The organism is Mycetocola lacteus, from assembly GCF_003667575.1.
Lineage (GTDB): Bacteria > Actinomycetota > Actinomycetes > Actinomycetales > Microbacteriaceae > Mycetocola > Mycetocola lacteus.
On record NZ_RCUY01000009.1, the window covers coordinates 308,420 to 334,266 of the forward strand.

27 protein-coding genes and 1 tRNA gene are annotated in these 25,847 nt (G+C 65.4%); 10 read left to right on the plus strand and 18 right to left on the minus strand.

Features of this window, described 5'->3' with window-relative positions; translation table 11 throughout:
• Nucleotides 1-75: 75 nt before the first annotated feature.
• Nucleotides 76-783, plus strand: coding sequence for a TetR/AcrR family transcriptional regulator (locus D9V34_RS10575; RefSeq protein WP_121688776.1), 708 nt, complete (start codon nt 76-78; stop codon nt 781-783).
• Nucleotides 784-799: 16 nt separating this feature from the next.
• Here D9V34_RS10575 and D9V34_RS17570 read toward each other — a convergent pair whose 3' ends face one another.
• Nucleotides 800-1,642 carry a hypothetical protein gene (locus D9V34_RS17570; protein ID WP_147441682.1) on the minus strand — a complete coding sequence of 281 codons (843 nt, stop codon included), beginning with the start codon at nt 1,640-1,642 and terminating at the stop codon, nt 800-802.
• 82 nt (nt 1,643-1,724) lie between these two features.
• Complete coding sequence (locus D9V34_RS10580) at nt 1,725-2,105, minus strand: winged helix-turn-helix transcriptional regulator (protein WP_342773001.1); 381 nt, start codon at nt 2,103-2,105, stop codon at nt 1,725-1,727.
• Between the two features lie 98 nt (nt 2,106-2,203).
• Here D9V34_RS10580 and D9V34_RS10585 point away from each other — a divergent pair, with 98 nt between their 5' ends.
• A complete protein-coding gene (locus D9V34_RS10585) occupies nt 2,204-2,593 on the plus strand; it encodes a nuclear transport factor 2 family protein (RefSeq protein WP_121688777.1) in 390 nt (129 codons plus the stop codon).
• Nucleotides 2,594-2,686: 93 nt separating this feature from the next.
• Nucleotides 2,687-4,237 (plus strand): MFS transporter, encoded by a 1,551-nt coding sequence (locus D9V34_RS10590; RefSeq protein ID WP_245992000.1) that lies wholly within the window; start codon nt 2,687-2,689, stop codon nt 4,235-4,237.
• Here D9V34_RS10590 and D9V34_RS10595 read toward each other — a convergent pair.
• On the minus strand, nt 4,234-4,722 hold the full coding sequence (locus D9V34_RS10595; RefSeq protein WP_081864054.1) for an Lrp/AsnC family transcriptional regulator: 489 nt from the start codon (nt 4,720-4,722) through the stop codon (nt 4,234-4,236). The genes D9V34_RS10590 and D9V34_RS10595 overlap by 4 nt on opposite strands.
• Before the next feature lie 62 nt (nt 4,723-4,784).
• On the opposite strand from D9V34_RS10595, the gene D9V34_RS10600 reads away from it, so the two are divergent.
• Nucleotides 4,785-5,564 (plus strand): AzlC family ABC transporter permease, encoded by a 780-nt coding sequence (locus D9V34_RS10600; protein WP_220700580.1) that lies wholly within the window; start codon nt 4,785-4,787, stop codon nt 5,562-5,564.
• Nucleotides 5,561-5,893, plus strand: a complete 333-nt coding sequence (locus tag D9V34_RS10605) for a branched-chain amino acid transporter permease (RefSeq protein ID WP_121688779.1) — start codon at nt 5,561-5,563, stop codon at nt 5,891-5,893. The genes D9V34_RS10600 and D9V34_RS10605 overlap by 4 nt, the downstream gene beginning before the upstream one ends.
• Before the next feature lie 22 nt (nt 5,894-5,915).
• On the opposite strand, the gene D9V34_RS10610 is transcribed toward D9V34_RS10605, so the two are convergent.
• Nucleotides 5,916-6,743, minus strand: coding sequence for a phosphatase PAP2 family protein (locus tag D9V34_RS10610; protein ID WP_121688780.1), 828 nt, complete (start codon nt 6,741-6,743; stop codon nt 5,916-5,918).
• 126 nt (nt 6,744-6,869) lie between these two features.
• Nucleotides 6,870-7,625, minus strand: a complete 756-nt coding sequence (locus tag D9V34_RS10615) for an SDR family NAD(P)-dependent oxidoreductase (RefSeq protein ID WP_121688781.1) — start codon at nt 7,623-7,625, stop codon at nt 6,870-6,872.
• Nucleotides 7,626-7,864: 239 nt separating this feature from the next.
• Between D9V34_RS10615 and D9V34_RS10620 the strand changes: the two genes are divergently transcribed.
• From D9V34_RS10620 to D9V34_RS10630, 3 genes are read left to right on the plus strand one after another with little or no spacing between them, the layout of a single operon-like run.
• Nucleotides 7,865-8,725 (plus strand): aldo/keto reductase, encoded by an 861-nt coding sequence (locus D9V34_RS10620; protein ID WP_121688782.1) that lies wholly within the window; start codon nt 7,865-7,867, stop codon nt 8,723-8,725.
• Nucleotides 8,726-8,739: 14 nt separating this feature from the next.
• Complete coding sequence (locus tag D9V34_RS10625) at nt 8,740-9,408, plus strand: TetR/AcrR family transcriptional regulator (RefSeq protein ID WP_121688783.1); 669 nt, start codon at nt 8,740-8,742, stop codon at nt 9,406-9,408.
• Nucleotides 9,386-10,234 (plus strand): oxidoreductase, encoded by an 849-nt coding sequence (locus D9V34_RS10630; RefSeq protein ID WP_121688784.1) that lies wholly within the window; start codon nt 9,386-9,388, stop codon nt 10,232-10,234. Before D9V34_RS10625 ends, D9V34_RS10630 begins: the two co-directional genes overlap by 23 nt.
• 56 nt (nt 10,235-10,290) lie before the next feature.
• Here D9V34_RS10630 and D9V34_RS10635 read toward each other — a convergent pair whose 3' ends face one another.
• Nucleotides 10,291-11,310: a LysR family transcriptional regulator gene (locus D9V34_RS10635; protein WP_121688785.1), complete on the minus strand. Its 1,020-nt coding sequence runs from the start codon at nt 11,308-11,310 to the stop codon at nt 10,291-10,293.
• A 74-nt stretch (nt 11,311-11,384) separates the two neighbouring features.
• Between D9V34_RS10635 and D9V34_RS10640 the strand changes: the two genes are divergently transcribed.
• Nucleotides 11,385-12,221 (plus strand): aldo/keto reductase, encoded by an 837-nt coding sequence (locus D9V34_RS10640; RefSeq protein ID WP_121688786.1) that lies wholly within the window; start codon nt 11,385-11,387, stop codon nt 12,219-12,221.
• A gap of 232 nt (nt 12,222-12,453) precedes the next feature.
• Here D9V34_RS10640 and D9V34_RS18145 read toward each other — a convergent pair whose 3' ends face one another.
• On the minus strand, nt 12,454-14,625 hold the full coding sequence (locus D9V34_RS18145) for an Ig-like domain repeat protein (protein ID WP_183091949.1): 2,172 nt from the start codon (nt 14,623-14,625) through the stop codon (nt 12,454-12,456).
• Nucleotides 14,626-16,169: 1,544 nt separating this feature from the next.
• Nucleotides 16,170-16,547, minus strand: coding sequence for a hypothetical protein (locus D9V34_RS10655; RefSeq protein WP_147441683.1), 378 nt, complete (start codon nt 16,545-16,547; stop codon nt 16,170-16,172).
• 31 nt (nt 16,548-16,578) lie between these two features.
• On the opposite strand from D9V34_RS10655, the gene D9V34_RS10660 reads away from it, so the two are divergent.
• Complete coding sequence (locus D9V34_RS10660; RefSeq protein ID WP_121688979.1) at nt 16,579-17,007, plus strand: MarR family transcriptional regulator; 429 nt, start codon at nt 16,579-16,581, stop codon at nt 17,005-17,007.
• A gap of 12 nt (nt 17,008-17,019) precedes the next feature.
• On the opposite strand, the gene D9V34_RS10665 is transcribed toward D9V34_RS10660, so the two are convergent.
• The 10 genes from D9V34_RS10665 to D9V34_RS10710 form a co-directional block, all read right to left on the minus strand.
• On the minus strand, nt 17,020-17,832 hold the full coding sequence (locus D9V34_RS10665) for a fumarylacetoacetate hydrolase family protein (protein ID WP_121688789.1): 813 nt from the start codon (nt 17,830-17,832) through the stop codon (nt 17,020-17,022).
• A complete protein-coding gene (locus D9V34_RS10670; protein ID WP_121688790.1) occupies nt 17,829-18,491 on the minus strand; it encodes an MBL fold metallo-hydrolase in 663 nt (220 codons plus the stop codon). The genes D9V34_RS10665 and D9V34_RS10670 overlap by 4 nt, the downstream gene beginning before the upstream one ends.
• 101 nt (nt 18,492-18,592) lie before the next feature.
• Nucleotides 18,593-19,126 carry a hypothetical protein gene (locus tag D9V34_RS10675; RefSeq protein WP_147441684.1) on the minus strand — a complete coding sequence of 178 codons (534 nt, stop codon included), beginning with the start codon at nt 19,124-19,126 and terminating at the stop codon, nt 18,593-18,595.
• A gap of 123 nt (nt 19,127-19,249) precedes the next feature.
• Nucleotides 19,250-19,852 carry a hypothetical protein gene (locus tag D9V34_RS10680; protein WP_121688792.1) on the minus strand — a complete coding sequence of 201 codons (603 nt, stop codon included), beginning with the start codon at nt 19,850-19,852 and terminating at the stop codon, nt 19,250-19,252.
• Between the two features lie 123 nt (nt 19,853-19,975).
• Nucleotides 19,976-20,048, minus strand: a tRNA-Ala gene (locus D9V34_RS10685).
• Between the two features lie 297 nt (nt 20,049-20,345).
• Nucleotides 20,346-21,860, minus strand: coding sequence for a DHA2 family efflux MFS transporter permease subunit (locus D9V34_RS10690; protein WP_121688793.1), 1,515 nt, complete (start codon nt 21,858-21,860; stop codon nt 20,346-20,348).
• Between the two features lie 33 nt (nt 21,861-21,893).
• Complete coding sequence (locus D9V34_RS10695; protein WP_121688794.1) at nt 21,894-22,526, minus strand: PadR family transcriptional regulator; 633 nt, start codon at nt 22,524-22,526, stop codon at nt 21,894-21,896.
• Nucleotides 22,527-22,673: 147 nt separating this feature from the next.
• Nucleotides 22,674-24,002 (minus strand): glutamate-1-semialdehyde 2,1-aminomutase, encoded by a 1,329-nt coding sequence (gene hemL, locus D9V34_RS10700; protein WP_121688795.1) that lies wholly within the window; start codon nt 24,000-24,002, stop codon nt 22,674-22,676.
• 31 nt (nt 24,003-24,033) lie between these two features.
• A complete protein-coding gene (gene hemB, locus D9V34_RS10705; RefSeq protein WP_121688796.1) occupies nt 24,034-25,011 on the minus strand; it encodes a porphobilinogen synthase in 978 nt (325 codons plus the stop codon).
• Complete coding sequence (locus D9V34_RS10710; protein ID WP_121688797.1) at nt 25,008-25,847, minus strand: uroporphyrinogen-III synthase; 840 nt, start codon at nt 25,845-25,847, stop codon at nt 25,008-25,010. The genes hemB and D9V34_RS10710 overlap by 4 nt, the downstream gene beginning before the upstream one ends.

The following is a 25,847-nucleotide window of genomic DNA, read 5'->3' on the forward strand; positions in this document are numbered from 1 at the left end:
CCCACGCCGCCTACACTCACGAAACACCCACACACAATCCCCTAAACTGGGACAGCCCTTCGAAAGGAGCCGTCCATGACGAGCGATCGACTCCCCCAGTCCGACAGCACCGCTACCGCCGGCGAGATCACCGGTATGCGCCGCGCCCCGCGCCAGGAGCGCAGCGAAAAGCGCGTGACCCTGATTCTGGACACCTTTGCCCAGCTGATTGACGAGGTCGGTTATTCGGCCATCTCACTCTCCCTGCTGGCCCGCCGAGTGGGCATGTCCGGCCCCGGAATCTACCGCTACTTCGACGGGCTACCCGCCGTGGCTCGCGCGCTGGCCACCCGCAACCAGGAGCGCGTATTCGAGGCGATCGTGGCCCGGATCTCGCACCGACCCGAGGCCGACTGGGACGAGGCCGTGACCGACGTCATCGCCGGCTACGCCGACTTCTTCCGCACTGAGCCGGGTTTCCGCTGGCTGCGGCTGGGCAACATCATCGACGAGCACCAGGATGATGCCGCCGAAACCAACCGGATGATTGCCGCGCGTCGCGTGGGCGAGCTGTTTGCCAACCACTTCAACGTGGTCCCGCGTCCCGACTTTGGTCGCCACATTGAGGTTGTGGTGGAGGTCACCGATTCGCTGGTCGCGCGGGCGTTTGAGCTCTCCCCCGAGGGCGACGAGTTCTTCCTCACCGAGTCGGCCCGCATGGTGGTCACCTACGTGGGCGACTACCTTGAGCGCACCCGCCCCGCGGGTTCCCCGGGCACCCCGCCCAAGACTCCCAAGGGCTAATTATCCCAATTGCTTATCAGCTAAAAAAACCTTCCGGATTAGGAGATGTGGAAAGCAGTCGGTCAGGATTCTCGGACAACAGGACGTTAGCGAGGCTCAAAGCTGCGCTTAGGTCGTCTCTTGGGATATCTTTCGCATGAGCAACTGAGTTCCTGACGGCTCGGATGACATCTATTTGAGCTGAATACTTCGTCTTAAGGTAATCCCGAACCATGCCGTCTTCATCAGGCCAATAGTCCTTGTTTTCCACTGTGAGCGCGGGCGTCGGCAACGTTGTGAGGATGTTCTCCCTGATGTCTTCCCAAGCCTTCAAGATCGAAATGCGCAGTTCTGCGTCCGATTTGCCACTAGACGCTGAATCCATCTGATTCTTATACGACTCAAAACCGGATTCCTTGACTGTGCCTTGAGATATATCGCCCCAATCGCCAGCGCGCAAATGAATACTCGTCTGGGACGTGGCCGCGGATGCAGAGAACGACGAACTAATTACATCGACGCGCGTTGCTAGCGCAGCGATTCTAGTCTCTGAATCCATCGAACGCTTGTTTGCGTTCTTTGCGATAGATTCAACTCCAAGCAACTTCTGTTTGACGGACAAACCAAATAGACCGACCTCGCTAATTTCAGCCCAAATCAATGCAACTACGAGTACAAGCATTGCTAAAACGCCCGAGTCAGTCAAAACAGGAGTACGGCATGTCACCGACGCGTCACTTGAACCCGGGTTCGTAAAATCACACACTAGAAACTCGCCCAGCAGGGTCCCGCGAACGCAAAAAGCGATCACGATGAACGCGAGTATGTAGCGAACTAATCGCCACTGATTGGATCTAAGTGAGTTAAAAATGAATTTCATGTCATGTTCATATTGGCAGGAATCGCATGCCATTAAGGCATAAGCACACACTAGTTAAGAATCCGATAGCGATTGGCTACTTTCAAAGGAGATGCGCTACCAACACGATTTCATCGGCGGCGCTGTCATAGCGATCGCGGTTGTCCAGGACATCCTCGATATGGGATTCCGCCCAGATCTGGAGCGCCTTCAGCGGCTCTTCGAGCGTGCGTCCCAGCTCGGTCAGTTCATAGCGCCCGTCGGCACGAATCAGCATGCCATCGCGCTCCAGGGAGCGCAGCGTGTCGGTCAGCACCTTCTTACTGATGCCCTCGATCCGGGTGTGTAGCTCGCCAAAGCGCAGCGGGCCGGCCACCAGGCTGATCACGATCATCGCCGTCCACTTATTCGCGATTTGCGCGAGCGAGGTGCGCGAGGGGCAGCTGCGCGAAAAAATGTTCCACTCCACAGGTCTTCCATTCACTCCGGGTTGACCCTAGCCTAGTGCCGAGATGCCGGTTACGTTGAGGTAACCGCATGCATCATGACATAACTGTCCTAGGACAACCCCAAGGAGAAATCATGAGCATTCCCGCCGCCTACCAGCGCTACGAAGACGCCCTCGCCACCGGAGACATGGCAGCCCTGGCCGCCGCCCTGCACCCCGCGGTTGTATGGCACCAGCCGGGCGCCAACCCGCTCTCCGGCGACCACGTGGGACCCGACGCCGTACTCGCCCTGCTGGGTGGGTTCATGGAGCGCAGCCAGGGCACCTTCGCCCTGCAGACCCAGACCCGCATGGTCAACGGTGACACCGTGGCCACCACCGTGGCCTTCTCGGCACAGCGTCCCGGACGCCCCGATCTGGGCATGAACGGGGTGGATGTGTTCCGCATCGCCGATGACCGCATCGCCGAAATCTGGCTCTTCAGCACCGACCAGGAAGCCGAAGACGCCTTCTGGCAGGACTAGGGTGTCGGGGCGCCCGTGAACTCTGGATAAACGGGCGCTTTCACCCCCTCCTCACGGCGTTTTCAAATCGATTCGACCGCTACAGTTAAACGTGTGAGTGTTTCCCCTTCCCCCGCACAGGATTCCCTGTTTTCCCGCCGTTTTTTGAGTGTCACCCTGGGTGCCTGCGCCCTGGTATTTTTAGGTGCGTTTGAGTCGATGGCGGTCACGACCATCATGCCCGTGATCAGTGCCGATCTGAACGGACAATCCCTCTACGCCCTGGCCTTCGCCGGCCCCCTGGCCACCGGCATTATCGGCATGGTCGTGGCGGGCAACTGGGCCGACCGATCCGGTCCCACCCGGCCGCTTCTGGCCGCGGTGACGATGTTCACTATCGGCCTGATCGCCTCGGGCCTGGCCACCGCAATGTTCCCGTTCCTGCTGGGCCGCCTGGCCCAGGGCATGGGCGGCGGCGCGATCACCGTGGCCCTCTACGTCATGGTCGCCCGGGCACTGCCCCCGCGCCTGCACCCGCCGATGTTTGCCTGCTTCTCCGCCGCCTGGGTTTTGCCCTCGCTGGTGGGACCGGTGATTGCCGGATTCGTCGCCGACACCTGGAGCTGGCACTGGGTCTTCCTGGGCGTGGTTATCCTCGTGGTGTGCGCCCTTGCTCTGGTCACCCCCACACTGCGCCGCCTCTCGGCCAGCGAGCACACGCTGCGCGCCGCGGATGCCGACGGCACCGTTCCGGTACGCGCCGCCTGGGACGCCCCGCGTATCCTCTGGGCCACCCTGGCCGCCGTGTCCGTGCTGACCCTGAGCCTTGCCGGCGAACAGGGGCCCGGCGGCCTGGTGGTTGCCGTGGTCGCGCTGGTGATCGGGCTGATCGCCGTACGCCCGCTGCTGCCCGCCGGCGTCCTGGGACTGCGCCGGGGACTGCCCGGTGTCATCCGCATGCGCGCGGTGGTCGCCGCCACCTTCTTTGGTGCGGAGATCTACGTGCCCTACCTGCTGATCGAGCACTACAACTTCTCCCCCACCGCCGCGGGCTTCGCCCTGACCGGTGGTGCCGTGAGCTGGGCCGTGGGCTCGGCGCTGCAGGGTCGGATGGGCGACCGCCTGCCCAACGCGTTCATCGCCCGCAGCGCCCCGATCATCGCGTTTGTGGCGATCGGCGGGCTGTTTGTGGTGGCACTACTGCACCTCTCGCCGTGGATCGCGCTGGCCGCCTGGACCCTCGCCGGTCTCGGCGTGGGCATGCTCTACCCGCGCCTGGGTGTGCTGACCCTGGCCCACTCAACCCCCACCAACCAGGGCTTTAACTCGGCGGCACTGACCATCGCCGACTCGTTTGGAAGCGCCATCTCGCTGGCCATCGCCGGGGTGCTGTTCAGCTCGGCCCTGATCGGAGGAAGCGGGCCGTTCCTGCTAGTCTTCGCCTTCACAGCGGTGCTCGCGCTGGTCGCGCTGGCGATCTCGTCGCGGATGCTCGGCGGACTGCCGACGAGCGTGGAACCCACGCCGACGATGCCGGTCACCGTGGTGCCCGCGGATCCACACACCGGCCCGATCACCCTGATCTCCGCCGAGGAGATCGCCGTGCACACCGGGACCATCACGATTGTCTCGCCGACGCAGCCCGAGAACAGGGACGAAGACTAGGGCTCAAACGAGCGCGCATCTCCCTCGGGTAGCGTGTCGGTGAACAGCTTCATGGTGAGGTGGGAGTCCACCCGGGTCACCGGGGAGAGCGTGGAGAGCTTGGACGTGAGGAACATCTCGTAGGCATCCGAGTCGGACACGGCAACCCGGATGTAGTAGTCGGGGCGGCCAAACATTCGGCGCAGCTCCACCACCTCGGGCATCGCGATCACGTCCTGCTCAAACTTCTCCATCGTGACCCGGTCGTTGACCCCGATGTCCACGGCGACCACCACCTCGAAGCCCCGACCCATCGCGGTGTAGTCCACCTGGGCACCGTAGCCGGCGATGATCCCCGCCTCCTCCAGGCGACGCACGCGTCGCAGGCACGGGGGCGGGGTCAGCCCCACCCGGCGGGCCAGATCCACGTTGGACATCCGTCCGTCGCGCGCAAGCAGTAACAATATCTCTTGATCGATGGCGTCCAGGGCGGGTTTGTTGCTCATAATTACCATTCTAGGTTCATATCGGGTACAAAATAAGCCACGCTTTTTCCTAAAATTGCGTTGTGACCCCTGAACCCGCACCCACGGCCCGGCGTGGCGCTCGCCCGCGACCCGACGGCCGTCGGGCGCGTCTTGGTGAGCTTAGGCTGGCGTTCTTTGACACCGCGGGTGCCGGAGGCGCCCTGTTCCCCCTCGGGCTCGCATTCGGCCTGCTGGTTTCCCAGGCGGGCCTGGACTGGTGGTGGGCCACGATCTTTACCGCCGTCGTCTATGCGGGATCACTCGAGTTCATCCTGGTGGGGCTGGTGATGGTCGCCGCACCGCTCTCCACGATTGCCCTCACCTCCCTGGTGGTTAATGTGCGCCACGTCTTTTACGCGCTCTCCTTCCCGATCCACCGGGTGCGCCCGGGCCTGGGCAAGCTGTACTCGGCGTATGCGATGACCGATGAGGCCTATGCGATCACCACCGGCCGCCCCCGAGAGAACTGGACCGGCACCCGGATCATCGGCATCCAGGTGTTCTGTCAGCTCTACTGGGTGCTCGGGGCGACCGTTGGCGCGCTGGCCGGGAACCGGCTGGAGCTCCATCTCCCCGGGCTGGAATTCACCCTCACCGCGCTGTTTGTGGTGCTGGCCATCGAGGCGTATCGCGCCCGCCGAGACATGCCCACCGCGGTCATCGCCCTGCTCTCGGGCCTAATCGGCATCGCGCTGTCCCCCGAACACATGCTGCCGATCGCGATGTCGCTGCTGACCACGGGGCTCCTGGTTCGGTTCTGGCTGCGCACACGCCGAGCGCGGCATACATCGAATGTGGATCACGGCGAGGAGGAACGATGATCGACCCCGGCTATCTCCTTGCCACCGTCCTGGTCGCCGGAGGCATTACGTTTGCGCTGCGCGCGGTCCCCCTGCTCGCGGTCGCCCCGCTCCGGCGCAGCGCAGCCGTGCGATATCTCGCCGAGGAGCTGCCCGCGGGCATCATGATTGTGCTCGTGCTCTACTGCCTGCGGGATCTAGACGTCACGAGCCTCTCCCCCGCGCTCCCGACACTGATCGCGCTGAACGTGACCATCGGGCTCCAGCTCTGGAAGCACAACGCGCTGCTGAGCATTTTCGCGGGCACCGCGGTCAACGTCGTGCTGCTCTCGACGGTGTTTCCGGCCTAGCGGGTACGCCGGTGCCGCCGCGTTAGCGGCGTCCGCGCACCGGGATCCGCAGCAGCGACACCAGGGCGAGGACCCACAGCGCCGCACCACCACCGGCGATTTCTCCCGCCAGCATCACGCGGGTGTTCAGCCCAGCCCCCAGCCCGGCCACACCGACCGCAAACGCGACGGCAAAGCCCAGGGTCCCCAGCACCATGAACAGCGTGCGCACCAGGCGCAGCCCGCGGGTGCCGGATTCCACCCGTCCACGCGCGGGCCGCACAATCGTGCCGAGGGCCAGCGTGCCCAGGGAGAGCGCGAATCCACCAAAGACGTCACTCGGACGATGCCAGCCAAACATCAGGAGCTGGGCGCTGATGGTCACCAGCAGCGGGGCACCCAGCAGCATCACGATCCAGCGCCCGGTGGAGGGCAGCACCAGGATCAGGGCCATCACCAGGACCGACACCACGGCCGCATGCCCGCTGGGGAATGAGTTCCCCGGGTTTTCCAGATGGAATTCGGGTCGCTCCAGGAACACGTTTTTCAGAGCCTTGGCCGAGAGCACGGCGACCCCGATGGCAAGCACCGTATGGACCGCCCCGCCGATGCCCGATCGCCAGAGCGCGATCAGCGCGATCACCACCGCCAGGATCGCAATCGACTGCAGGCTCACCCAGTCCAGGGGCGGTGGAACGTTACTGGAGAGGGTTGAGGCGCGCAGGAGTGCGTTTTCGGCGCGCTGTCCCACATCGTTCTGGACCCCAAGCAGATAGGTCGCGACAAACACGGCGAGGGCGATCACAAACACGATGATCGCGCGTCCGCGCGCACCAAGACGGGCGCGAGACGGGGACGGGTTGGGCGACATAGGGGGAACTTTCTCAGCGACCCGAGGGCCGGGGACGTGCGGGGAAGAATTCAACCCTATGACAGCATGCCTGGGAGTTTCGGGATCGCCCCGGGGTTTCAGATCCGCCCGGGGCGAACGTCGAAACTAGCGGGCGCTGTAGCCGCCGTCCACGAGGTGGGTGCTTCCGGTAACAAATCCCGCGGCATCACTGGCGAGGAACGCGATCATCTGGGCGATCTCCTCGGCGGTGGCCAGACGTCCCATCGGGTGCAGCGCAACCAGGGCCGCGTAGCTCTCCGGGGTGGTGATGTTCTGAATCATCGGGGTGTGGACATACCCGGGGGCGACCGCATTGACCCGCACACCGGTGCGGGCATTTTCCAGCGCGGCGGACTTGGTCATCCCCACCACGCCGTGCTTGGCGGTCACATAGGCCGAGGCACCGGCCTGGCCAACCGTGCCGAGAATCGAGGCGAGGTTCACCACGGCGCCGCCGCCGTGGGCGGCCATCGCCGGGATCTGCGCACGCATTCCGGTGTAGAGCGAGTCGAGGTTGATGCTGATCACGCGGTGCCAGTCCTCGGGGGTGTACTCGGTCAGCGGGGCCGACGGTCCCGAAATGCCCGCGTTGTTGACGGCGATGCCCAGGGGCGCCATCGCCTCGGCCAGGCGGACCGACTCGGTTCCCCAGTCGGGGCTGGTCACGTCGGCCACGAACGTAGCCGCGGTGCCTCCACGCGCAATAATCTCCTGATACACGGCCTCGACGGCCGCCTGGTCACGGTCAACCAGCAGCACCGCTGTTCCGTTTGCCGCCAGGAGCTCCGCGACGGCGCGGCCGATTCCTGCACCCGCTCCGGACACGATTGCCGAACGGTTTGCCACATCATAGGTAGCCATGATTTCCTTCCCGGACCGGCGAACGTCTCGCCTGGCCCATCCGGAACCATACGCCTCGGTATGTACTCGTCAATGGGTGGCGCCGATTTCGCACGCTTTGCTGTCGCATTGTGTGGGATTTCCCGTTTTCACCCCGGAAACTCGCGGATTGCTGACGTTCGCACGCCGCGAACACGCGGGCTTGACAAGCGATCAGACAGAACTAAACTAAACGTACAGTTCAGTTCTGAAAGGACACCATGTCAACACCACACGCAGCCGGTTCGGGCACCTTCCTTCTTGGCGGCGACCTCCCTGTCACCCGACTGGGCTATGGCACCATGCAGCTCACCGGCCCCGGAGTCTGGGGCGAACCCGCGGACCCCGACACCGCGATTGCGGTCCTCCGCCGCGCGGCCGAGCAGGGCGTCACCCTGTTTGATACCGCGGATTCCTACGGCCCCAGCGTCACCGAGCGACTGATTCGTGAGGCTCTCCACCCCTACCGCGACGAGATCGTGATCGCCACCAAGGCGGGCTTCACCCGTCAGGGACCCGGAGAATGGACGATGCTGGGCCAGCCCGCCTATCTGCGCCAGCAGGTCGAGATGTCCCTGCGCATCCTGGGGCTGGACCGGATCGACCTCTTCCAGCTGCACCGCATCGACCCGAACTTCCCCCTGGCGGACCAGCTGGGGGTCCTCGACGAGATGCGCGTCGAGGGCAAGATTCGCCACATCGGCCTGTCCGAGGTGAGCGTGGACCAGGTGAGGGCGGCATCCGACATCACCCGGATCGCCTCGGTGCAGAATCTCTACAACCTCAGCGACCGCAGCGCGGAGGATCTGCTGAGCTATGCCGAAGCCACCGGCATCGGCTTCATCCCCTGGTTCCCCCTCGCGACCGGCAAACTCGCCGGCCCCGACAGCCCGCTCGCCCAGATTGCCGAAACCCACGGTGCCACCCCGGCACAGCTGGCCCTGGCCTGGCTTCTGCACCGCTCCCCCGCGATGCTGCCCATCCCGGGAACCTCCTCCCTCGCCCACCTCGATTCGAACAACGCCGCGGCGGACATTAGCCTGGATGCGGACGAGATGGCAGCGCTTTCGGCGCTGAGCTAACCCCGGAGGACCCAATGCCCACGCCCCCACCCGCCGAGGTACCCGACGGTATTCAGTGTCACCCCACCGGGACCCGCAGCGACCGCATTCACGAATCGGTTCTGCGCGCGACCGAGGAGCTACTGACCGAGGGTGGCTATCCGGCGGCGACCGTGGACGCCATCGCGGCCCGGTCGGGCGTGAGCAAGGCCACCATTTATAAGCACTGGCCCTCCCGGACGGCCGTGGCTGCCAAGGCGTTTGGACGCCTGATGGCGGGCGCACTCCCGCTGCCCGACACCGGCAACAGCGTTGCCGATCTCACCGAGCAGGTCCGCCGCGTCAGCGCGTTCTACGCCAGTGACCTGGGGGCGGTTTTTGCGCAGCTGCTAGCGGCCTGCGTGAACGATCCAACCGGGGCCACCTACTTCCGCGAATACTTCCTCGAGGGCCGGCGCACGGCGATCGCGACGCTCTGGCAGCGCGCGGTTGAGCGAGGCGACGCCTCCCCCACCATCCCGATTGACGACGTGATCGACATCCTGTTCGGACCGCTGATTTTCCGTCGCTTGACCGGACACTTCCCCCTCACCGAGGACGCGGCTACCACGCTGGCGCTGAACGCGCTCCGTGGGCTCCTCCCCGCGGCGTCCCCACACACTTCTCTTTCCAAGGATTCCCATGACACACACCATTCTGATTAGCGGCGTGAGCGGCGGCCTCGGCCGTTCATTCGCCACCGCCGCACTCGACGCCGGACACACCGTTGTTGGCACGCTGCGCAAGCCCGAACAGATCGCCGCGTTTGAGGCGCTGGCACCGGGCCGCGCCCACGGCATCCTGCTTGATGTCACCGACACTCCGGCGATCGCCCCGGCAATTGAGCGAATTGAGCGGGAAATCGGCCCGATTACCGCGCTGGTCAACAATGCCGGCTACGGGGTCGAGGGCACATTTGAGGAAACCCCACTGGACACCGTGCGTGAGCAGTTCGAGGTCAACGTCTTCGGTGTAATTGAGCTCACCCGCGCGGTTCTGCCCTACCTCCGCTCGCGTCGGGCCGGCCACGTGGTGTTCATCACCTCGATGGGTGGTCTCCGCGCCTTCCCCGGCCTGACCGCCTATAACTCCACCAAGTATGCGGTGGAGGGGCTGGCCGATGCGCTCCGTCCCGAGCTGGCAGGGCTGGGCATCCACGTGACCAGCATCGAACCGGGCGGGTTCCGCACCAACTGGGCGGGATCCTCGATGACCCGGGTGCCCCGCACCATCCCCGATTACGATGCCCTGATGGATCCGATCCGCGAGCACCGTAATCGCGCGAGTGGCCACCAGCTGGGGAACCCCGACGCCGCCGGGGCCGCGCTCCTCACCGTGCTGGATGCCGAAACCCCGCCGGCTCACCTGATGCTGGGCTCGGATGCCCTCCGCCTGGTGGCCGAGGCGCGCGCCGACTTCGCCGCCGAAGCTGAGGCCTGGCGCGCGGTCAGCGTCTCGACCGACTTCGCCGACGGCATCACGCTGGGCTAAGGTCCGCAAGCCTCGCCCGACCGACGCCGCGGAACCGCGGGCCGACCGGGCGAGGCCTACATCGAGGCGGCGAGGGATTCTGTTTCGGGCAGCACGCTCCCCCGCTCGATTGCCACGTTTTCGGTGCGGGCCAGCACGCGCGCCGCATACTCGCGGTGCGCGTGCTCGGGGGTGCAGTGGTCGGGCAGGCAGCGTCCCGAATCCAGTAGTTCCAGCAACAGGTTGGCCGGGACCGAACGGGGATCCGCCGCGGCGGTCGCGGTGATGGCCGAAACGGTCCAATCGGCGGTGGCGGCCCCCGGCAGGTCCCGCACGATCAGGTCGCGAGCCTCGGGCTTGCCGATCACATGCTCGGGAACGATCGCGATCCCCATCCCACGGCCCACCAGCTCCAGCAGCGCATGCACGTCGTTGACGGTGCAGCGCACGCGTCGGTTGACTCCGTGCGCCGCCAGAACCTCATCATTCAGGGTGCGCACACCCCAGGAGGGTGCAAAGTCGACAAAGTCCATGCCCGCGAGGTCTTCCCACCCCGGGTCGAGGATCGCCGAGAGCGGGTGGTTGGCGGCGTGCAAAATGACCAGGGTTTCCTGGCCCAGGACAACGCGCGGCAAGGCACCCAAATGCTTGGTTGCGGCCACAAAGGCCACGTCCACAGTCCCGCTGCGGACCTTCCCCACCAGATCGTGGGACCCGGCCTGAACAAACTCGGTTTCCACCAGCGGATAGCGTCGGTGGAAACGGTCAAGAACCGCGGCAATGTCCACAAATCCGAGACACTGTTCGGCACCGATCCGCAGCGAACCCGACACCTGGTGCGAGGTCTGGATGACCGCATCGCGTGCACGGGCGGCCTGCTCAAGCATCAGCCGCGCGTGCGGGATGAGCGCGAGGCCCGCCTCGGTGGGTTCAACACGCCGAGACGTTCGATCAAAAAGCGGCGTCCCGAGCTCCTGTTCAAGGTTCCGAATCGAGGAGGACAGACCCGACTGGGAGATGCCGGATGCCTCGGCTGCCCGCGTAAAATGGCGTTCGTCGGCGAGGGCGACGAGGTGTTCCAGCTGCCGTAAATCCATGTATTAGTTCCACTTCTCAAAACCATCAGTATCAACTGTTGGACTTCTAGATTACCGCTCCCTAGGCTGGGGTCATGAGCATTCCTACCATTTCCCTGAATTCCGGACATTCGATTCCCCAGCTCGGCTTTGGTGTCTTCCTGGTACCGGCCGATGAGGCCGAGCAGGCCGTCACCGACGCGCTTGAGGTGGGCTACCGCCACATCGACACCGCCGCGATCTACCAGAACGAGGAGGGTGTGGGCGCCGCGATTGCCAAGAGCGGCATCCCCCGCGACGAGCTCTTCATCACCACCAAGCTGTGGATCGACCACCAGGCCGGCGAACTGCCTCACGAGGCGATCCGCACCAGCCTGGACAAGCTCGGCCTCGACTATGTCGACCTGTACCTGAGCCACTGGCCGGCCCCGAAGAACGACTCGTTTGTCAACGCCTGGTCCAAGATGATCGAGATCCGCGACGCCGGGCTTGCCCGTTCGATCGGTGTCTCCAACCACCTGCCCGAGCACCTGGACGCCCTGGTTGCCGCCACCGGCGAGGTACCGGCGATCAACCAGATCGAGCTGCACCCCGCATTCCAGCAGCGCGATGTGCTCGAGTGGGCCGTCGCCAACGGCACCCACATCGAGTCCTGGGGCCCCCTCGGTCAGGGCAAGTACCCGCTGTTCGAGATCCCCGCGGTCGCCCAGGCCGCCGAGGCCCACGGCGTCACCCCGGCACAGGCGGTCATCCGCTGGCACCTGCAGAAGGGTTTCATTGTGTTCCCGAAGTCCAGCCGCAAGGAGCGCATGGCCGAGAACTTCGATGTCTTCGGCTTTGAGCTGACCGACGCCGAGGTTGCCGCCATCGACGCCCTGGACCCGCTGGACCTCTCCGGCCGCGTAGGCCCGAGCCCGCTGGACGTCAACTAGGCACCCGGCGCCTCGCTCAGAACCGTCGCCTCCCACACGGGAGGCGACGGTTCTGTCTGGTGTGCGGGCGTGCAGGCCGCGGGCTTACTCAGCAGCGAGACGCCAGGCCGGCATCGGAGCTGGCCGTCTCGCGGAGGGCACGCGTGTACTCTCCCCCGAAGTCGACCCGAGTGCGGTTTATGTATCGGCTGGCGATGGCGCTGGCGGACCCCGCCGCTCGCCCCGCGAGGCCCTATGAATTGCGTGAGCGCTGTGCGCGTCGATGCCCTCCCAGCAGGCCAGCTCCGAGCAGCAACGCGAATGCTCCAAATGCCACTCCGAGAGGCACACCGGTCGCGCCAGTCTCGGGGAGACCATTGCCCGGTTCGGCTCCGGGGTTGGTTCCGGGGTGGGTCCCCGGGTCAGCTCCGGGGTCGGTCCCAGGGTGGGTCCCAGGGTCGGCCCCGGGTTGAGGAACCAGGATCTCGGTTGAGCTCGTGCGATTCGAGGAAGCACCCACAGCAACAATGGTGTGCTTTCCCGCCGCCACCTCCGGAAGCGCGAACGTGAAGACAGCAGAACCCGCCTCGTCGGCAACGACGCTCCCCAGCTCAATCGGATCAGAGTGCAGGGTGAGGTTAATGGTCTCATGAGGGACAAAACCCGTCAGATTGATCGTGAGCTTATCGCCGACCCCTGCGGTGGGCTTGCTTACGACAGCCGCGGCGGTTCGCGCCTTCACCGACAGAGTGACATCGTCAGACTCCGAAGCATCATGATTCTCGTCTCCCGAGTAGGTAGCGACGAGCTGGCTGGTGCCCGCGGTAAGGTTTCTCAGCGGTAACGTCGCACGTCCAGCAACCAGGGGTGCCGAGCCGACGGCCGTCGCACCGTTCCTGAGCGTCACGGTACCTCCGGGTACCGTTCCGTGGCTCGCGGCAACCGACACGGTCACCGATGCGCTGTCACCCTCAACGAGCGCAGCGGAGGCAACGGCGATCGACGTGACAGACGATGCCTTTCTTGTGGCGGCGGATGCTGTGGCGCTCAGCGCGACGGCTACCGGGGACTGTACCGTCGCGGTGAACGGGAAACTTCCCGCAGGCTGTACACCCAGGTTCAATGTTGCCGTTCCGGATGCGTCCACGGTCGCGGTGCCCAGTGAATCATGTGCCGAGTCGGCGAAGGCGATCGAACCGGTGATCGGGTATCCGTCGGCCCGCGCGAGCGTCGCCTTGGCTTCGGCCTCCTGTCCGTAGGAGACGGGTGATGCGGTGGCGCTCAGGGTGACATTGGCGAGGACAGAGACGTTTCCGTTGCCCGCGTTCGGAACGTAGAACGAACCGCCCTGCTGCGGGTCCAGCACGCCCCAGAAAGCGAGGTTTCCCACGGGGATTGTCCGGGCGACACCCGCATCGGCGGGCACCACAGAGACAAAGGACTTCGTCTCTGACGGGAAAACCTGTGTGACCACCAGAGCCGTACCATCCTTGAGCACGTCGACGGAGAGCGGGAGGAGTGTGTCAGCGTTCACGGTTCCGAGGGCTTCGCTGCGACTGATCGCGGCCGTCGCCCATCCGTTGTTGGAGGAGAACCACGACACGGCGTTGGTGTCAGAGCTGGCGATAACGACCGCTCCGGTTCGCGGGTCCACGCCGATTCCCGTGGGGGTGTCGGTCACCGGGAAGGTGCCGATGACGGCTGCGGGGGTAGACGCGGTATCGATCACGGTGACGAGCTTCGCATACTCGCTCGCGATGAAGAGGAGGTTGCGGTCGTTGTCGATCGCGCTCGTTGCCCCGGCCGTGGCGACAGACGACAGCGTCTGAACGACCTTGAGCTTATCGGCGCCGTCCGCACGTCCGAGGATCGACACCGTGTCGCCGCTCAGGTTGACAACGTAGGCGCGTCCATCCGCTCCCACCTCGACCTTTTGGGGGTTCCCCCCAACCTCGACGGTGGGAGGCAGCGACGTCGCGGTGTACGTGGCATCGGGATCAACCACCGAGACAAACCCATTCGTCGTGTTGTGGACGACGTACACGGTTCCCCCGACGGGCGAGACGGCCGCATCGAGCGCATAGGTTTCACCGTCCAGCGGAATGGTTGACGCCGCTCCATTCCTCAGGTTGAGAACGGAGAGGCTCGGGGTGTCATCCTTCTGATCATCGGCTAGGTACAGTCGGTCACGGGTGGGATCCACCGCTCCGCCCTGCAGCCACGTTCCCGCGGTCGTCTGGGTATAGATGCTCGGCCGAGCAACTTCGGCGAGCGTGGATACGGTCGACGACGGCGTGGGTACCGCCGCCGCCCCGTCGGAACTCAGGACGGTGCTGGCAACGGGAATCGTGATGAGCGCCACGGTGGCGACCGCCGCGAGTTGGAAGTTTGCACGGAAATATGGCCGTGTCAGGGCAGGGGGCATGTGGGGGAATCTCATTCTGGTTAGTGCAGCGGGTATCCACAGCTATTCGTCGTCACAATACATTTCACAACAAAGTAGTGCGATTTTCGCGATCGTGCGGCTGGCCAAACACTAGCGGAATGCGGACCTCGGCGCCACAGTTTCGTTATGCACCTCGGACCAACATGCATTGCGGGAACTTTTCGCCACCGAACGCGGCGGGAAAGCCCTCGCGACTAGGCCCGCAGAGGCCTCTCCGCGGACACAACCGCCGTCACCCAATTCGGGTGGCGGCGGTTCATGTATTCGCGCGCATCTAACCGTTCCGCCGAAACCAACGTCGGCGTCTGCTCGACCTGCTCCGCCCCATCTGCCGGTTAAAGTCCGCCTGGGATGCCTCAAATTTGCGCAGGTATTCCGTCCACTCGGCCTCGATCTGTTCTTGTCTATCATCAGGCTCCCACCTGCCGGTCTCTATCGTCCAAACCCACATATCTCGCATCGTTCACCTCCTTTCGATCAGGCTAGATCCGAATCCACCCAAAAGACACACCGGCGCCACCTTACTCACCGGGGGTACACGGGGGAACCGCGTGATCCCGCTAGGCTTTCCACAATTCCCAGAGCTTCACCAAAGCACTGGAGGACAACCAGGTCACCGGCCGCGAAACAATTAGGGACTTCGCTCAGGACGGCGAGCACACCGACGGTCACACCTGAGACCCGCACAGGTAGCGCAATAAGTGCCCCGCTCAGCAGTCCGAGCGGGACATGTCGTCCCCTTCGACGCTGCTCGTTTACATCCGATATCAGGAGCTGGTCGATTTCCGAGTCAACGAGCTGCCACAACCCCGTCTTCGCTGAGGCTTCACGGAACTCATGTCTCTCAAACTGGGCACTCAGTAGTCCCCCTGGCAATCCGTCGGCAGTCGAAAACCACGGGAGTAGTACACGCACACCGGCTTCCGACCCGCCCAGTCGAAAATACACGGCGATGATTGATTGCGCGTCTAGCTGTCGCGAGGCCTGGGTCACGATGCTTCGGATTACAGCGCCGAGTTCAGACGCACGCCGACGTCTGGATGCCGTCACTAAGACGGAAATCGCGCGCAGAATCTGTGCCACGGTAAATCCCAGCGATGCGGCGCTTCGCTCGCCACTCGCGCGTCGATTCTCGAAGATCTTGTCTTCTCGTTGCGCGGACCTATGGGCTCGATAGAGTCCGAGTACAAGAATGAGGAATCCTGCAAGATAACCCCCACGCCGAAACAGTAGTGCAAGCCCCCACACGTCAAGCGAATCCAGAATCGCCAGCATAAATGCCGAAGCCGCGACCAACACCAGCGCGATAGTGGGCCATCGCACGCAGCGGAGAGGTTGAGTTTTCGTCATCCACTAACGCTAAGAAACCCCGTCCCGCAGGCGCCGCGAAGCACAGGATCTGGGGAGAGATCCGCGAAGTTACGGCATTGTGGACAACGCCCCAACCCCGATACCTCAACGATCATTGGTTGAGGTGATGGGTGAGCTTCCACCCCCGCATGCGCACTCGAAGCGGCCGAACCTCAGACCCGGTGGGGAGAGACGGGGGTGTTCGCCAGGTTGCGGGTGAAGGACTGCCGGTTTGGTTCGGTGTCGTCCGCCGCAAGGCCGGCATCCGCGAGCATCCTGGCGGCCTCGGCGGGGATCTGCGTTAGCGTGCCGGAGCCATCGTGGGCGGAACGAGCCAGGCCCGTGAGTAGGGTGATCGGATCCCCGTTCGCGGTCTGCACCTCGATGCGTGCACCGCGGCCACAGGCCACCAGGTACACGCGGGTCAGCTCCGTCAGGGCGTACACGCGCCGGGAGCCGCGACGGCGCAGCACAATCTCCGCGGGGTGGATTTCGAGCGTGATGGTTTCGGTACCACGACCCACCCGGGCAACCGGCATCGCCCAGATCAATTCGAATACAGCCTTGCTGTACTATTTCACCATGATCGAATCTTCAGAGTGGGCCGAACAGCTTCGTCGATCGGTGGGCGATTTTGTCCGCGCAACCAGGGCATCCGCCGACACCCTGCCCGATGCCCAGGCCGCGACGCTCGGATATCTGGACCGCGAGGGTCCCGCCACGATCGCCGAGCTCGCCCGGAAACGCAACGTCCGCCACCAGAGCATGCGTGTGACGGTCGACGATCTAGAACGCGCCGAGCTGGTGGACCGAACCCCGAACCCCGACGACAAACGCAGCCTGCTCATCACCATCACCGACCCGGGCCGCGCGGCCCTCGGCCAGGCGCGCGCGGGCCGAGCGTCCACGATCGATGCGGCGATCGCCGAAGAACTAACGGCCGAGGAACGACGCGACCTGCAGCGCCTCTCGAGCATCCTCGATCGACTCACCGCGGCGATCACCCGATAGCGCCCACCTCCGCTACGCGCCGGCCGACTCCGCAACCAACGGGTTGATCGCGGACCCCAGCCCATCGATGGTGGAAGCCAGCGTCATCCCCGCCGCGAGGCGACCGCTCATGCCGGGGCGCAGACCCGGGGTTCCGGTCAGGATGACATCGCCCGGTTCAAGCGCGACAAAGCGGCTGCAGTACGACACCAACTGCTCGGGTGAAAACAGCAGGTCTTCGGTACCGCCCTCCTGCCAGAGCTCACCATCAACCGTCGCGCGCAGGCGCAGGGCGCGGGCATTGTCCACCTCGTCCGGGGTGACCAGGTAGGGTCCCAGCGGGGTGGTTCGGTCGGCAACCTTACCCTGCAACGCCTCACTCGTGCGATGCTGCCAATCCCGCATCGACAGGTCGTTGGCCACCGCGTACCCGGCGATCGCTGCCGACGCCTGATCCACGTCGAGCCGTCTCGCGCGTCGCCCCAGAACGACGGCAAGCTCAACCTCCTGCTCCACCTGATCACTCCCCTCGGGAAGCACAATCCGATCGCGGGGGCCGGTCAGGGTCGAGGCAAACTTGGCAAACACCGTGGGGTATTCGGGCACCGCGAGCCCGAGTTCGCGGATGTGGGACCGATAGTTCAGCCCCACGCAGATGATGTGCGCGGGCTCCGGGGAAACCCGGGCGAAGTGCGCGGTGGCGGCGTCCAGCTCACCGGTGTATTCCAGCGCATCGCGGTGGCTGTACGCCTCCACGGCCGAGGAGGCACTGACGGTGAGTACCCGCTCGCCCTGCACCACCGCCCCGGTGAGTCGGTCCCCGAGCCCGACCGTGGCGAATCTCATCGCCCGCGCCGAGCGTCCCCATCGGCGAGGTCGAGGCTCTCTCCCGGCGGCAGAATCAGGAACGGCACATCGGTCAGCCCCTCGGCTCCGATGAAGTTGGCGGTGGATCGCTGACCCAGCTCGCTCAACATCAGCTCGTGGATCTGGACGACCAGGGTGGGGGCGACCGCCCGCACATAGCTCACCGCGTCTCCGAGCTTGGTCCAGGGCCCACTCGTGGGCAGCAGCAGCACCTCGACCGGAACCTCGGGCACAAGATAGGCATCGCCGGGGTGGAAAACCGTGCCGCCCACGAGGTAGCCCACGTTGTCGATCTGCGGGATATCGGGGTGAATCACCGCATGCCGGCCGGCAAAGACGCGCACATCAATATCTCCCACGGCAAAGCTCTCCCCGTCGGAGACGGTGTGGACGGAACCGCCGGAGAGTCGCTCGGCGAGCGTCCGAGGCGCAAACACCCGCAGCTCGGGACGGGCGGTGAGCGCCGCTTTCAGCGCCTCCTCGTCCGCATGGTCAAAATGGTCGTGGGTGATGAGGACCGCATCCACCGACTCCAGGAGGGTGGCGGCCTCGGGCGTGAAGGTCCCCGGATCAATCACCAGCGAGGCGGTATCGGTGGCCAGCACAACGCAGGCGTGGGCAAACTTCGTGAGAATCATGAGGGAACTCCATTCGTACAGGTTAACTGTACAACATGACTGTAGAAATTCCCAGGGCGGCCCTGCTCGGCTTCTCGCACCCGTCCCCGTCCCCGAATTTGCTAGCGCGCGGCACCCGCCGGACGGGTCACCATGACGGCGTCCTCGGGCGGCGAGCCCGCGCTCTCCTGCAGGACCGAGATGTAATCGGTGAGGAAGTCGATACGGGAAACCTCATCGATTCGCGCCCGCTCATCCCCCTCGTCCCAGGTTCCCTCCGGCGAGATCGTCAGGTACCACCAGTGCGGTTCGACGACGGCAATCCCGTGCGCAATCCAGAAACCCCCGTCAGGTGCGGTGCTCCGGTAAAACCCGAGGACGGGCGCGTTGTCGAGTGCACCCCGAACCACTCCCTGCGCGCTCCCCAGATCGATCGGGTGGGTCGGCCGCGCGGGCGGCCAGTTCCGCTGGGCCTTCAGGAATGGCAGGAAGCGGTCGTCCGGACGAACCGCCGAAATATCCGCGGTCCGGATCGCCGAGTAACCGTTGAGATAGGCCCCATCACGCAGCCGGGCGAGCAGGGTCCACTCAGCCGAGACGTCCAGCACGATACCGTCGAGGGGTTCTCCGGGTGTCCCCTCGTGCCGGATTCGCACGGGCACAGCCTCACGCCAACTTTGCTCGAGTCGCCGGGAAATCTTCGATGGTTTCTGGTGCGTGTTTTTCACACCCCATAGTGGCACGTGGCAGGCGGCAATTGCCACCTCGCACACGGCTCGCTATTCCGGGGCTGGATCCTCCGAGGGCTCGGATCCCCAGGCGGGCATGGGCCCGGCGACCGCGTGAACGGCGCGGCTGTAGTCATCGTCAAACTCCACCCGGGTGAGGTTTGTGAACAGGGCCTCTCGGGCGCCGTCCTCCCAGGTGCAGTCCGGGTTGATCATCACGATCCACATTGCCCGAGCATCCCGCTCCACCGGGGTCCCTAACCACACCGCACCGGGGCGGCGCCGCTCCTCGGCAAAAATGAAGACCGAAGCAATCCGTGCCACATCGGCGAGGATGGTCGCCGCGGAAGCCAGGTTGATCTCCCCGGCGGGAAGCGGTGGCGGCCACTCGCGGTGCTCGCGCAAATAGGGAACAAAGGTTCCCTGCAGGCGGACTCGGCGAATGTCCTTTCGACGCAGAATGGCATAGCCATCGTAGAACCCCGCATCACGAATGCTCTGCAGCAGGATCCAGTCCTCCCCCAGGGCCAGCACCAGACCCGTGCGTGTTTCCCCCTCCGAGAAGCGGTCGACAATTTCCACCGGGATGCATTCGGTCAGCGAGCGGCTCAGGCGACGCGCGATCTTTTTGCGCGAGTGGGAGGATTTAGGCACACCCCATAGTGGCATCCGCCGCAAGTCGACGCCACCCCGATCCGGGAGTGGCAAACGCCGTTTGCGGTGCAACGCAAAAACCCCGTCCGAAGACGGGGTTTCGCTGTGCTGAGTGCACGGGGGTGGATCTGAGGGGACTCGAACCCCTGACCCCCTGCATGCCATGCAGGTGCGCTACCAGCTGCGCCACAGACCCATATTTCCTTGCCCGATCTCTCGCGCTTGGAACTCTTATACTCTACAACACCGCGGCCCCGATCTCCCAATCGAGCGCCCCGGAGGCGACACCCGAACAGCACTCCGGCCCGAGATTAGGGGCGACGCGCCGCGGCGACCGCGACCCGGGCTCGGGCGCGTCGTTTCGCGGATTCGAGCGGCACACGGCGGCTTCCATTGCCCTGACCTACCCGATATCCCCTCCCCCACAAACACGCATCGCGCGACATGCCGGTTGGGGCATATCGCGCGATGCGTGAGGCGTGCTTGAGGGCGCTTATCCCTCGGCGGGAACCGACGCCGCGGCGCGGGTCTCCGGTGCGGCCCACGCGGCCTTCTTCGGCTTCTGGAAGAAGAGCACAAACAGGGCGCCCAGCAGCGCGATCGCCGCGGGCAGCAGTAGGGTCTGCGACATCGCGGTGGTGAACGGCTCGTGCAGGAACACCGGCAGCTCTCCCCCACCGATCTCGGACAACCCCGAAGCTCCACCCGGAGCGGCGGGCATCTCTGCGGTCAGGCGGGCCTGAATCAGCGCGGCGATGCTGGCACTACCGAGCACAGCACCGATCTGACGGGTGGTGTTGAACACACCCGAGCCGGCACCGGCCTTATGCGGGGGCAGGTTCCGGGTGGTCATGTTGGACACCGGGCCCCACATGAAGCCGTTGGCAAAACCGAGCAGGGCGCTCGGGAAGAGCATCATCCACAGCGGCTGGTCCGGGGTCATCAGCAGCGAGTACCAGAGCAGCGAGACCGACAGGACGGTCAGCCCGAACAGGGCGAACCACTTGGGGTTGACACGGTCGATCATCTTGCCCACCACGGGCGCGAGACCCGCGGAAATCACGGCCATCGGCACCAGCATCAGCGCCGACTGGGTCGGGGTCAGTCCGCGCACCGTCTGGTAGAAGAACACCAGCGGCAGGGACATACAGGTGATGGTGAACCCGACGGTCGTAATGACCAGGTTACCCACCGAGAAGTTGCGGTCCTTGAACAGATCCAGCGGCAGCAGCGGCTCGGACTTGGTGATCGCCTGCCAGCCCACAAAAGCAGCCAACACCACGATGCCGGCGATAATCAGACCCCACACGCTGATCGGTCCCACGATGGTGCCCCAGTTATAGGTGCCACCCTCCTGGATACCAAACACCAGCAGGAACATACCGACGGCGCTCAGGAACACACCCACAATGTCGAATCGGTGTGCACTGGTGGCCAGCTGCGGCACGTTGCGCCACACCATGATGAAGCCGATGATACCGACGGGCACGTTGATGAAGAAGATCCACTCCCAACCGATGCCGTCCACCAGGACGCCCCCGAGGATCGGACCCACCAGGGTCGCCACACCGGCGGTGGCACCCCAGAGACCCATGGCCGCGCCGCGACGATCCGGCGGGAAGATGCGGGTGATGACGGCCATCGTCTGCGGCGTCATCAGTGCGGCACCGAGACCCTGCACGGTGCGGGCGATAATCAGAACCTCGACGCTACCCGACAGACCACACCACAGCGAAGCCAGGGTGAAGATCGTCAGACCGATCAGGTAGAGGTTTTTCGGACCGAACCGGTCGCCCAGGCGGCCGGTGATCAGCAGCGGAACGGCATAGGCCAGCAGGTAGGCGCTGGTCACCCAGATCACGGTGTTGATGTCGGTGTGCAGGCCGCGCATGATCGCGGGGTTTGCCACCGAAACGATGGTGGTATCAATCAGGATCATAAAGAACCCGATGACCAGCGACCACAGCGCCGGCCAGGGCCGCACGGCGGTAGCGGGAGGTGTTGACATGAGTGTCACTTTCTACTGAGGGGGATCAAAAATTTAGGGGGCCGGATAGAAGTTGCGGGTTTTCGCCGCGGTGGCGCTGGCGCGCTCCTCGGGCGATCGGCAGTCTTCCCAGGGCAGTGCGCCGGATTCGAATCGGGCGAGCTGAGCGGTGAGCCAGGCCAGTTCGGCCTCGTACATGGTCAGCTGATAGGGCGCGTTAATCCAGTACATCTCGGGAACGCCCAGACTCTCGACGGTCGCGATGTCGGCACGAAGCTTGTCGATGCGGAGGCCGAGCTGGGCTACCCGCTCGGTCAACAGCTCGCGCACCCGCGGCGCGGGCAAAACGTGCGCCTCGGAGAGCGCCTGGAGGACGCGGGGGCGCTCGGTCATCGGGGTGCGCAGCAGCTCGGCCACATCCACAAAGAGCCGCTCGCGGCCGGGATCGGTGATCTCAAACAGGGTGCGTTCGGGGCGAGCACCCTCGCGCTCCACCTGGGCGGCGATCGCATACCCCTTCTGCTCCAGCGCATAGACGGCGCGGTACAGCGAGCCGGGGCTCACCTTCACCACGGTGTCTTCGCGACGCTGGGTGGCGATCTGATACATCTCGTACGGATGCATCGGACGCTCCAGGAGCAACCCCAACGCCACGATCTCGATCGGTTTGAGTGTAACCTCGGCCACTATTTCCTCCAACAAAACTATTCCACATGGAATATACCCCGTGGAGGGGACATTCGCAAAACGATGCTTTGTGAACTTCCGGTAAACGCAGCAATGCCCGGGACAGGAAAACCTGTCCCGGGCATCGGGTGTGGGGTGGTGGCAAGCCTAGGCGGGAGTGGCCTCGGCTGCGGCGCGGGCGGCGGCGGGCAGCGCCGCCAGGATCTGGGCGACGGCATCCTCATCGTGGGCGGCCGACACAAACCAGGCCTCGAAGACGCTCGGCGGCAGATTGATGCCGGCATCCAGCATCGCGTGGAAGAACGGACCGTAGCGGTAGGCGTCCTGCGCCTGAACCTCGGCGTAGTTCACCGGGGCCTCCTCGGCAAACACAAACGAGAACAGGTTGCCGGCGCGCTGTACAACGTGCGGGACCTCGGCCACCGTGAGCGCCGCGGACACCGCGGACGAGAGGGTGTCGGCGACGATATCCAGGTGGGCATAGACCTCGGGGGTCGCGCGGCGCAGGGTCTCCAGGCCCGCGGCCACGGCGACCGGGTTTCCCGAGAGCGTTCCGGCCTGATACACCGGGCCGAGCGGGGCCAGGTGGTCCATGACCTCGGCGCGGCCACCCAGGGCGGCCAGCGGCATCCCGCCGCCGATGACCTTGCCGAAGGTGAAGAGGTCGGGCACGTAGTCCTCCCCCGCCGCGGCCTGCAGGCCCCAGAATCCGGCGGGTCCCACGCGGAATCCGGTGAGCACCTCATCCAGGATCACCAGGGCACCGTGGGCGTGCGCAAGCTCGGTCAGCGCGGCGTTGAAGCCCGGTGCCGGCGGGACCACACCCATGTTCGCCGAGGCTGCCTCGACGATGATCCCGGCGATGTTCTCGCCGTGTTCGGCGAAGACCGCGCGCAGCGCATCCAGGTTGTTATAGGGCACCACCAGGGTCTGCCCGGCGGTGGCCGCGGTCACCCCGGCCGAACCCGGCAGCGCCAGGGTCGCCAGGCCCGAACCCGCGGCGGCCAGCAGGCCATCGGAGTGTCCGTGATAGTGACCGGCGAACTTCACCAGCAGCTCGCGCCCGGTGAACCCGCGCGCCAGCCGGATCGCGGTCATGGTCGCCTCGGTCCCGGTGGAGACCAGTCGAACCTTCTCGATCGGGTTCACCCCGTTCACGCGCACGCGCTCGCGGATCAGCTCGGCCAGCTCGGTCTCCGCCGGGGTCGATGCCCCAAACGAAAGTCCGCGCGCGGCGGCCTCCTGCACCGCGCGCACCACGTCGGGCTGCGCGTGGCCGAGGATCGCCGGGCCCCAGGAGCACACCAGGTCCACGTACTCGGTACCCTCGGCATCGGTCACCCGGGCACCCTGGGCGGACACCAGGAAGCGCGGCGTTCCCCCCACCGAACCGTAGGCGCGCACCGGGGAGTTCACCCCGCCGGGAATCGAGGACTTGGCGCGGGTAAAGAGGTCGGCGTTATCGGCGTGGGTCATGGGGGCTCCTAGATATCGGGAACGGGAAAGTTTAGGCGCGCAGCCAGGTGGCCAGCTCGGTGGCCCAGTAGGTGAGCACGGCGTCGGCTCCGGCGCGGCGGATACCGATCACCGACTCCTCGATGGCTCGGCGACGATCGATCCAGCCGTGTGCGGCGGCGGCCTCGATCATCGCATACTCACCGGACACCTGGTACGCCCACACCGGGACTGTGGACATCGCGGCCACGTCGGCGAGCACGTCAAGGTAGGACATCGCGGGCTTGACCATCACGATATCCGCACCCTCGGCGAGGTCCAGCAGGGTTTCGCGCATGCCCTCGCGGCGGTTGCCGGGATCCAGCTGATAGGTGCGACGATCACCCTGGAGCTGCGAGTCCACGGCCTCGCGGAAGGGGCCGTAGAACGCCGAGGCGTACTTGGCCGAGTAGGCCAGCAGCGCGGTGTCGATATGGCCGGCGCGGTCCAGGGCCGCGCGGATCGCGCCGACCTGACCGTCCATCATGCCGCTGAGGCCCAGCAGCGTCGAGCCGGCCTCGGCCTGAGCCAGCGCCATCGAGACGTAGCGCTCGAGGGTGGCATCGTTGTCCACGGCACCGTCCTCGGTGAGCACGCCGCAGTGGCCGTGGTCGGTGAACTCGTCCAGGCACAGGTCGGTCTGTACCACCAGCGCGTCGCCCACCTCGGCCTGGAGCGCACGGGTTGCGCGCTGCAGGATGCCCTCGGGAGCATCGGCCTGACTGCCCACGGCGTCGCGCACAGTCGGAATCCCGAACAGCATGACGCCGCCGACGCCCGCCGCGGCGGCCTCGGTCGCGGCGGACCGCAGGCTATCCAGGGTGTGCTGGAATACGCCGGGCATCGAGCCGATCGCACGCTTTTCGGTGAGGTCCTCGTTCACAAACAGCGGCAGGACCAGCTGGGCGGGATCCACCCGGGTTTCGGCAACCAGGCGACGCATCGCCGGGGACTGACGCAGGCGGCGGGGCCGCTCGGGCAGGGAATTCATGGGGTGTCCTCTCCGCCGTGATCGGGCACGACGAGTCCGGGAGTGGTCTGAGAATAGTGGGTTTCCAGGGCCTCGATCATGCTTTCGGCATGTCGGATCGGCGCCTCGATGGTGATCGCCAGCCCGGCAGCCTCGGCCGCCTCGGTGGTGCGATCCCCGATGCTGACCCGGACCACGTCGGCGGACAGGTCGGGCACCTGGGTGATGATCTGGACGGCGACGCTGCCCGAGGTCACCAGAATCGCGTCGATGTCGCCGAGGGCCAGCGCGGTGCGCACCTCGGGGGTGAGCTCCACCGGGATCGTACAGTAGGCGTGCACCCGGGTCACGTCGGCACCGAGTGCGGCAAGCCCGTCCACCAGGGTCGGGCCCGCGAGTGCCGAGTCCAGCACCAGCACCCGGCCGAGGCCGGGGTGTGCGTGCAGCGCACCGAAGCTCGCGACCAAACCGCGGGCGGTGTGATCCTCGGGCGGCATCAGATCCACCCGGTAGCGGGCCTCGGCCAGCGCGGCGGCAGTTGCGGTCCCGACCGCGGCGATCCGGGTGGTCTCCGGAATTTTTGCGGCATGGGCACGCAGCACCCTGACCGTGGTCGCGCTGGTCACGGTCACCCAGTCGAATGTCCCCGCGGCCAGCTGCTCAAGCGCCTGTTCGAGCGCCGCCGCGTCGGGGGCCGGTTCGAAGTCGATCACCGGAGCGATCACCGGGGTCGCGCCGTGGGCGGTAAGGTTCTCGGCGACCTGCACGCCCCAGCGTCCGTCACGGGGCACCAGCACCCGGCGGCCGGCGAGGGCCGAACAGGTGCCGTGAATGGCGGGATCTGCGTGTGTGTTCAT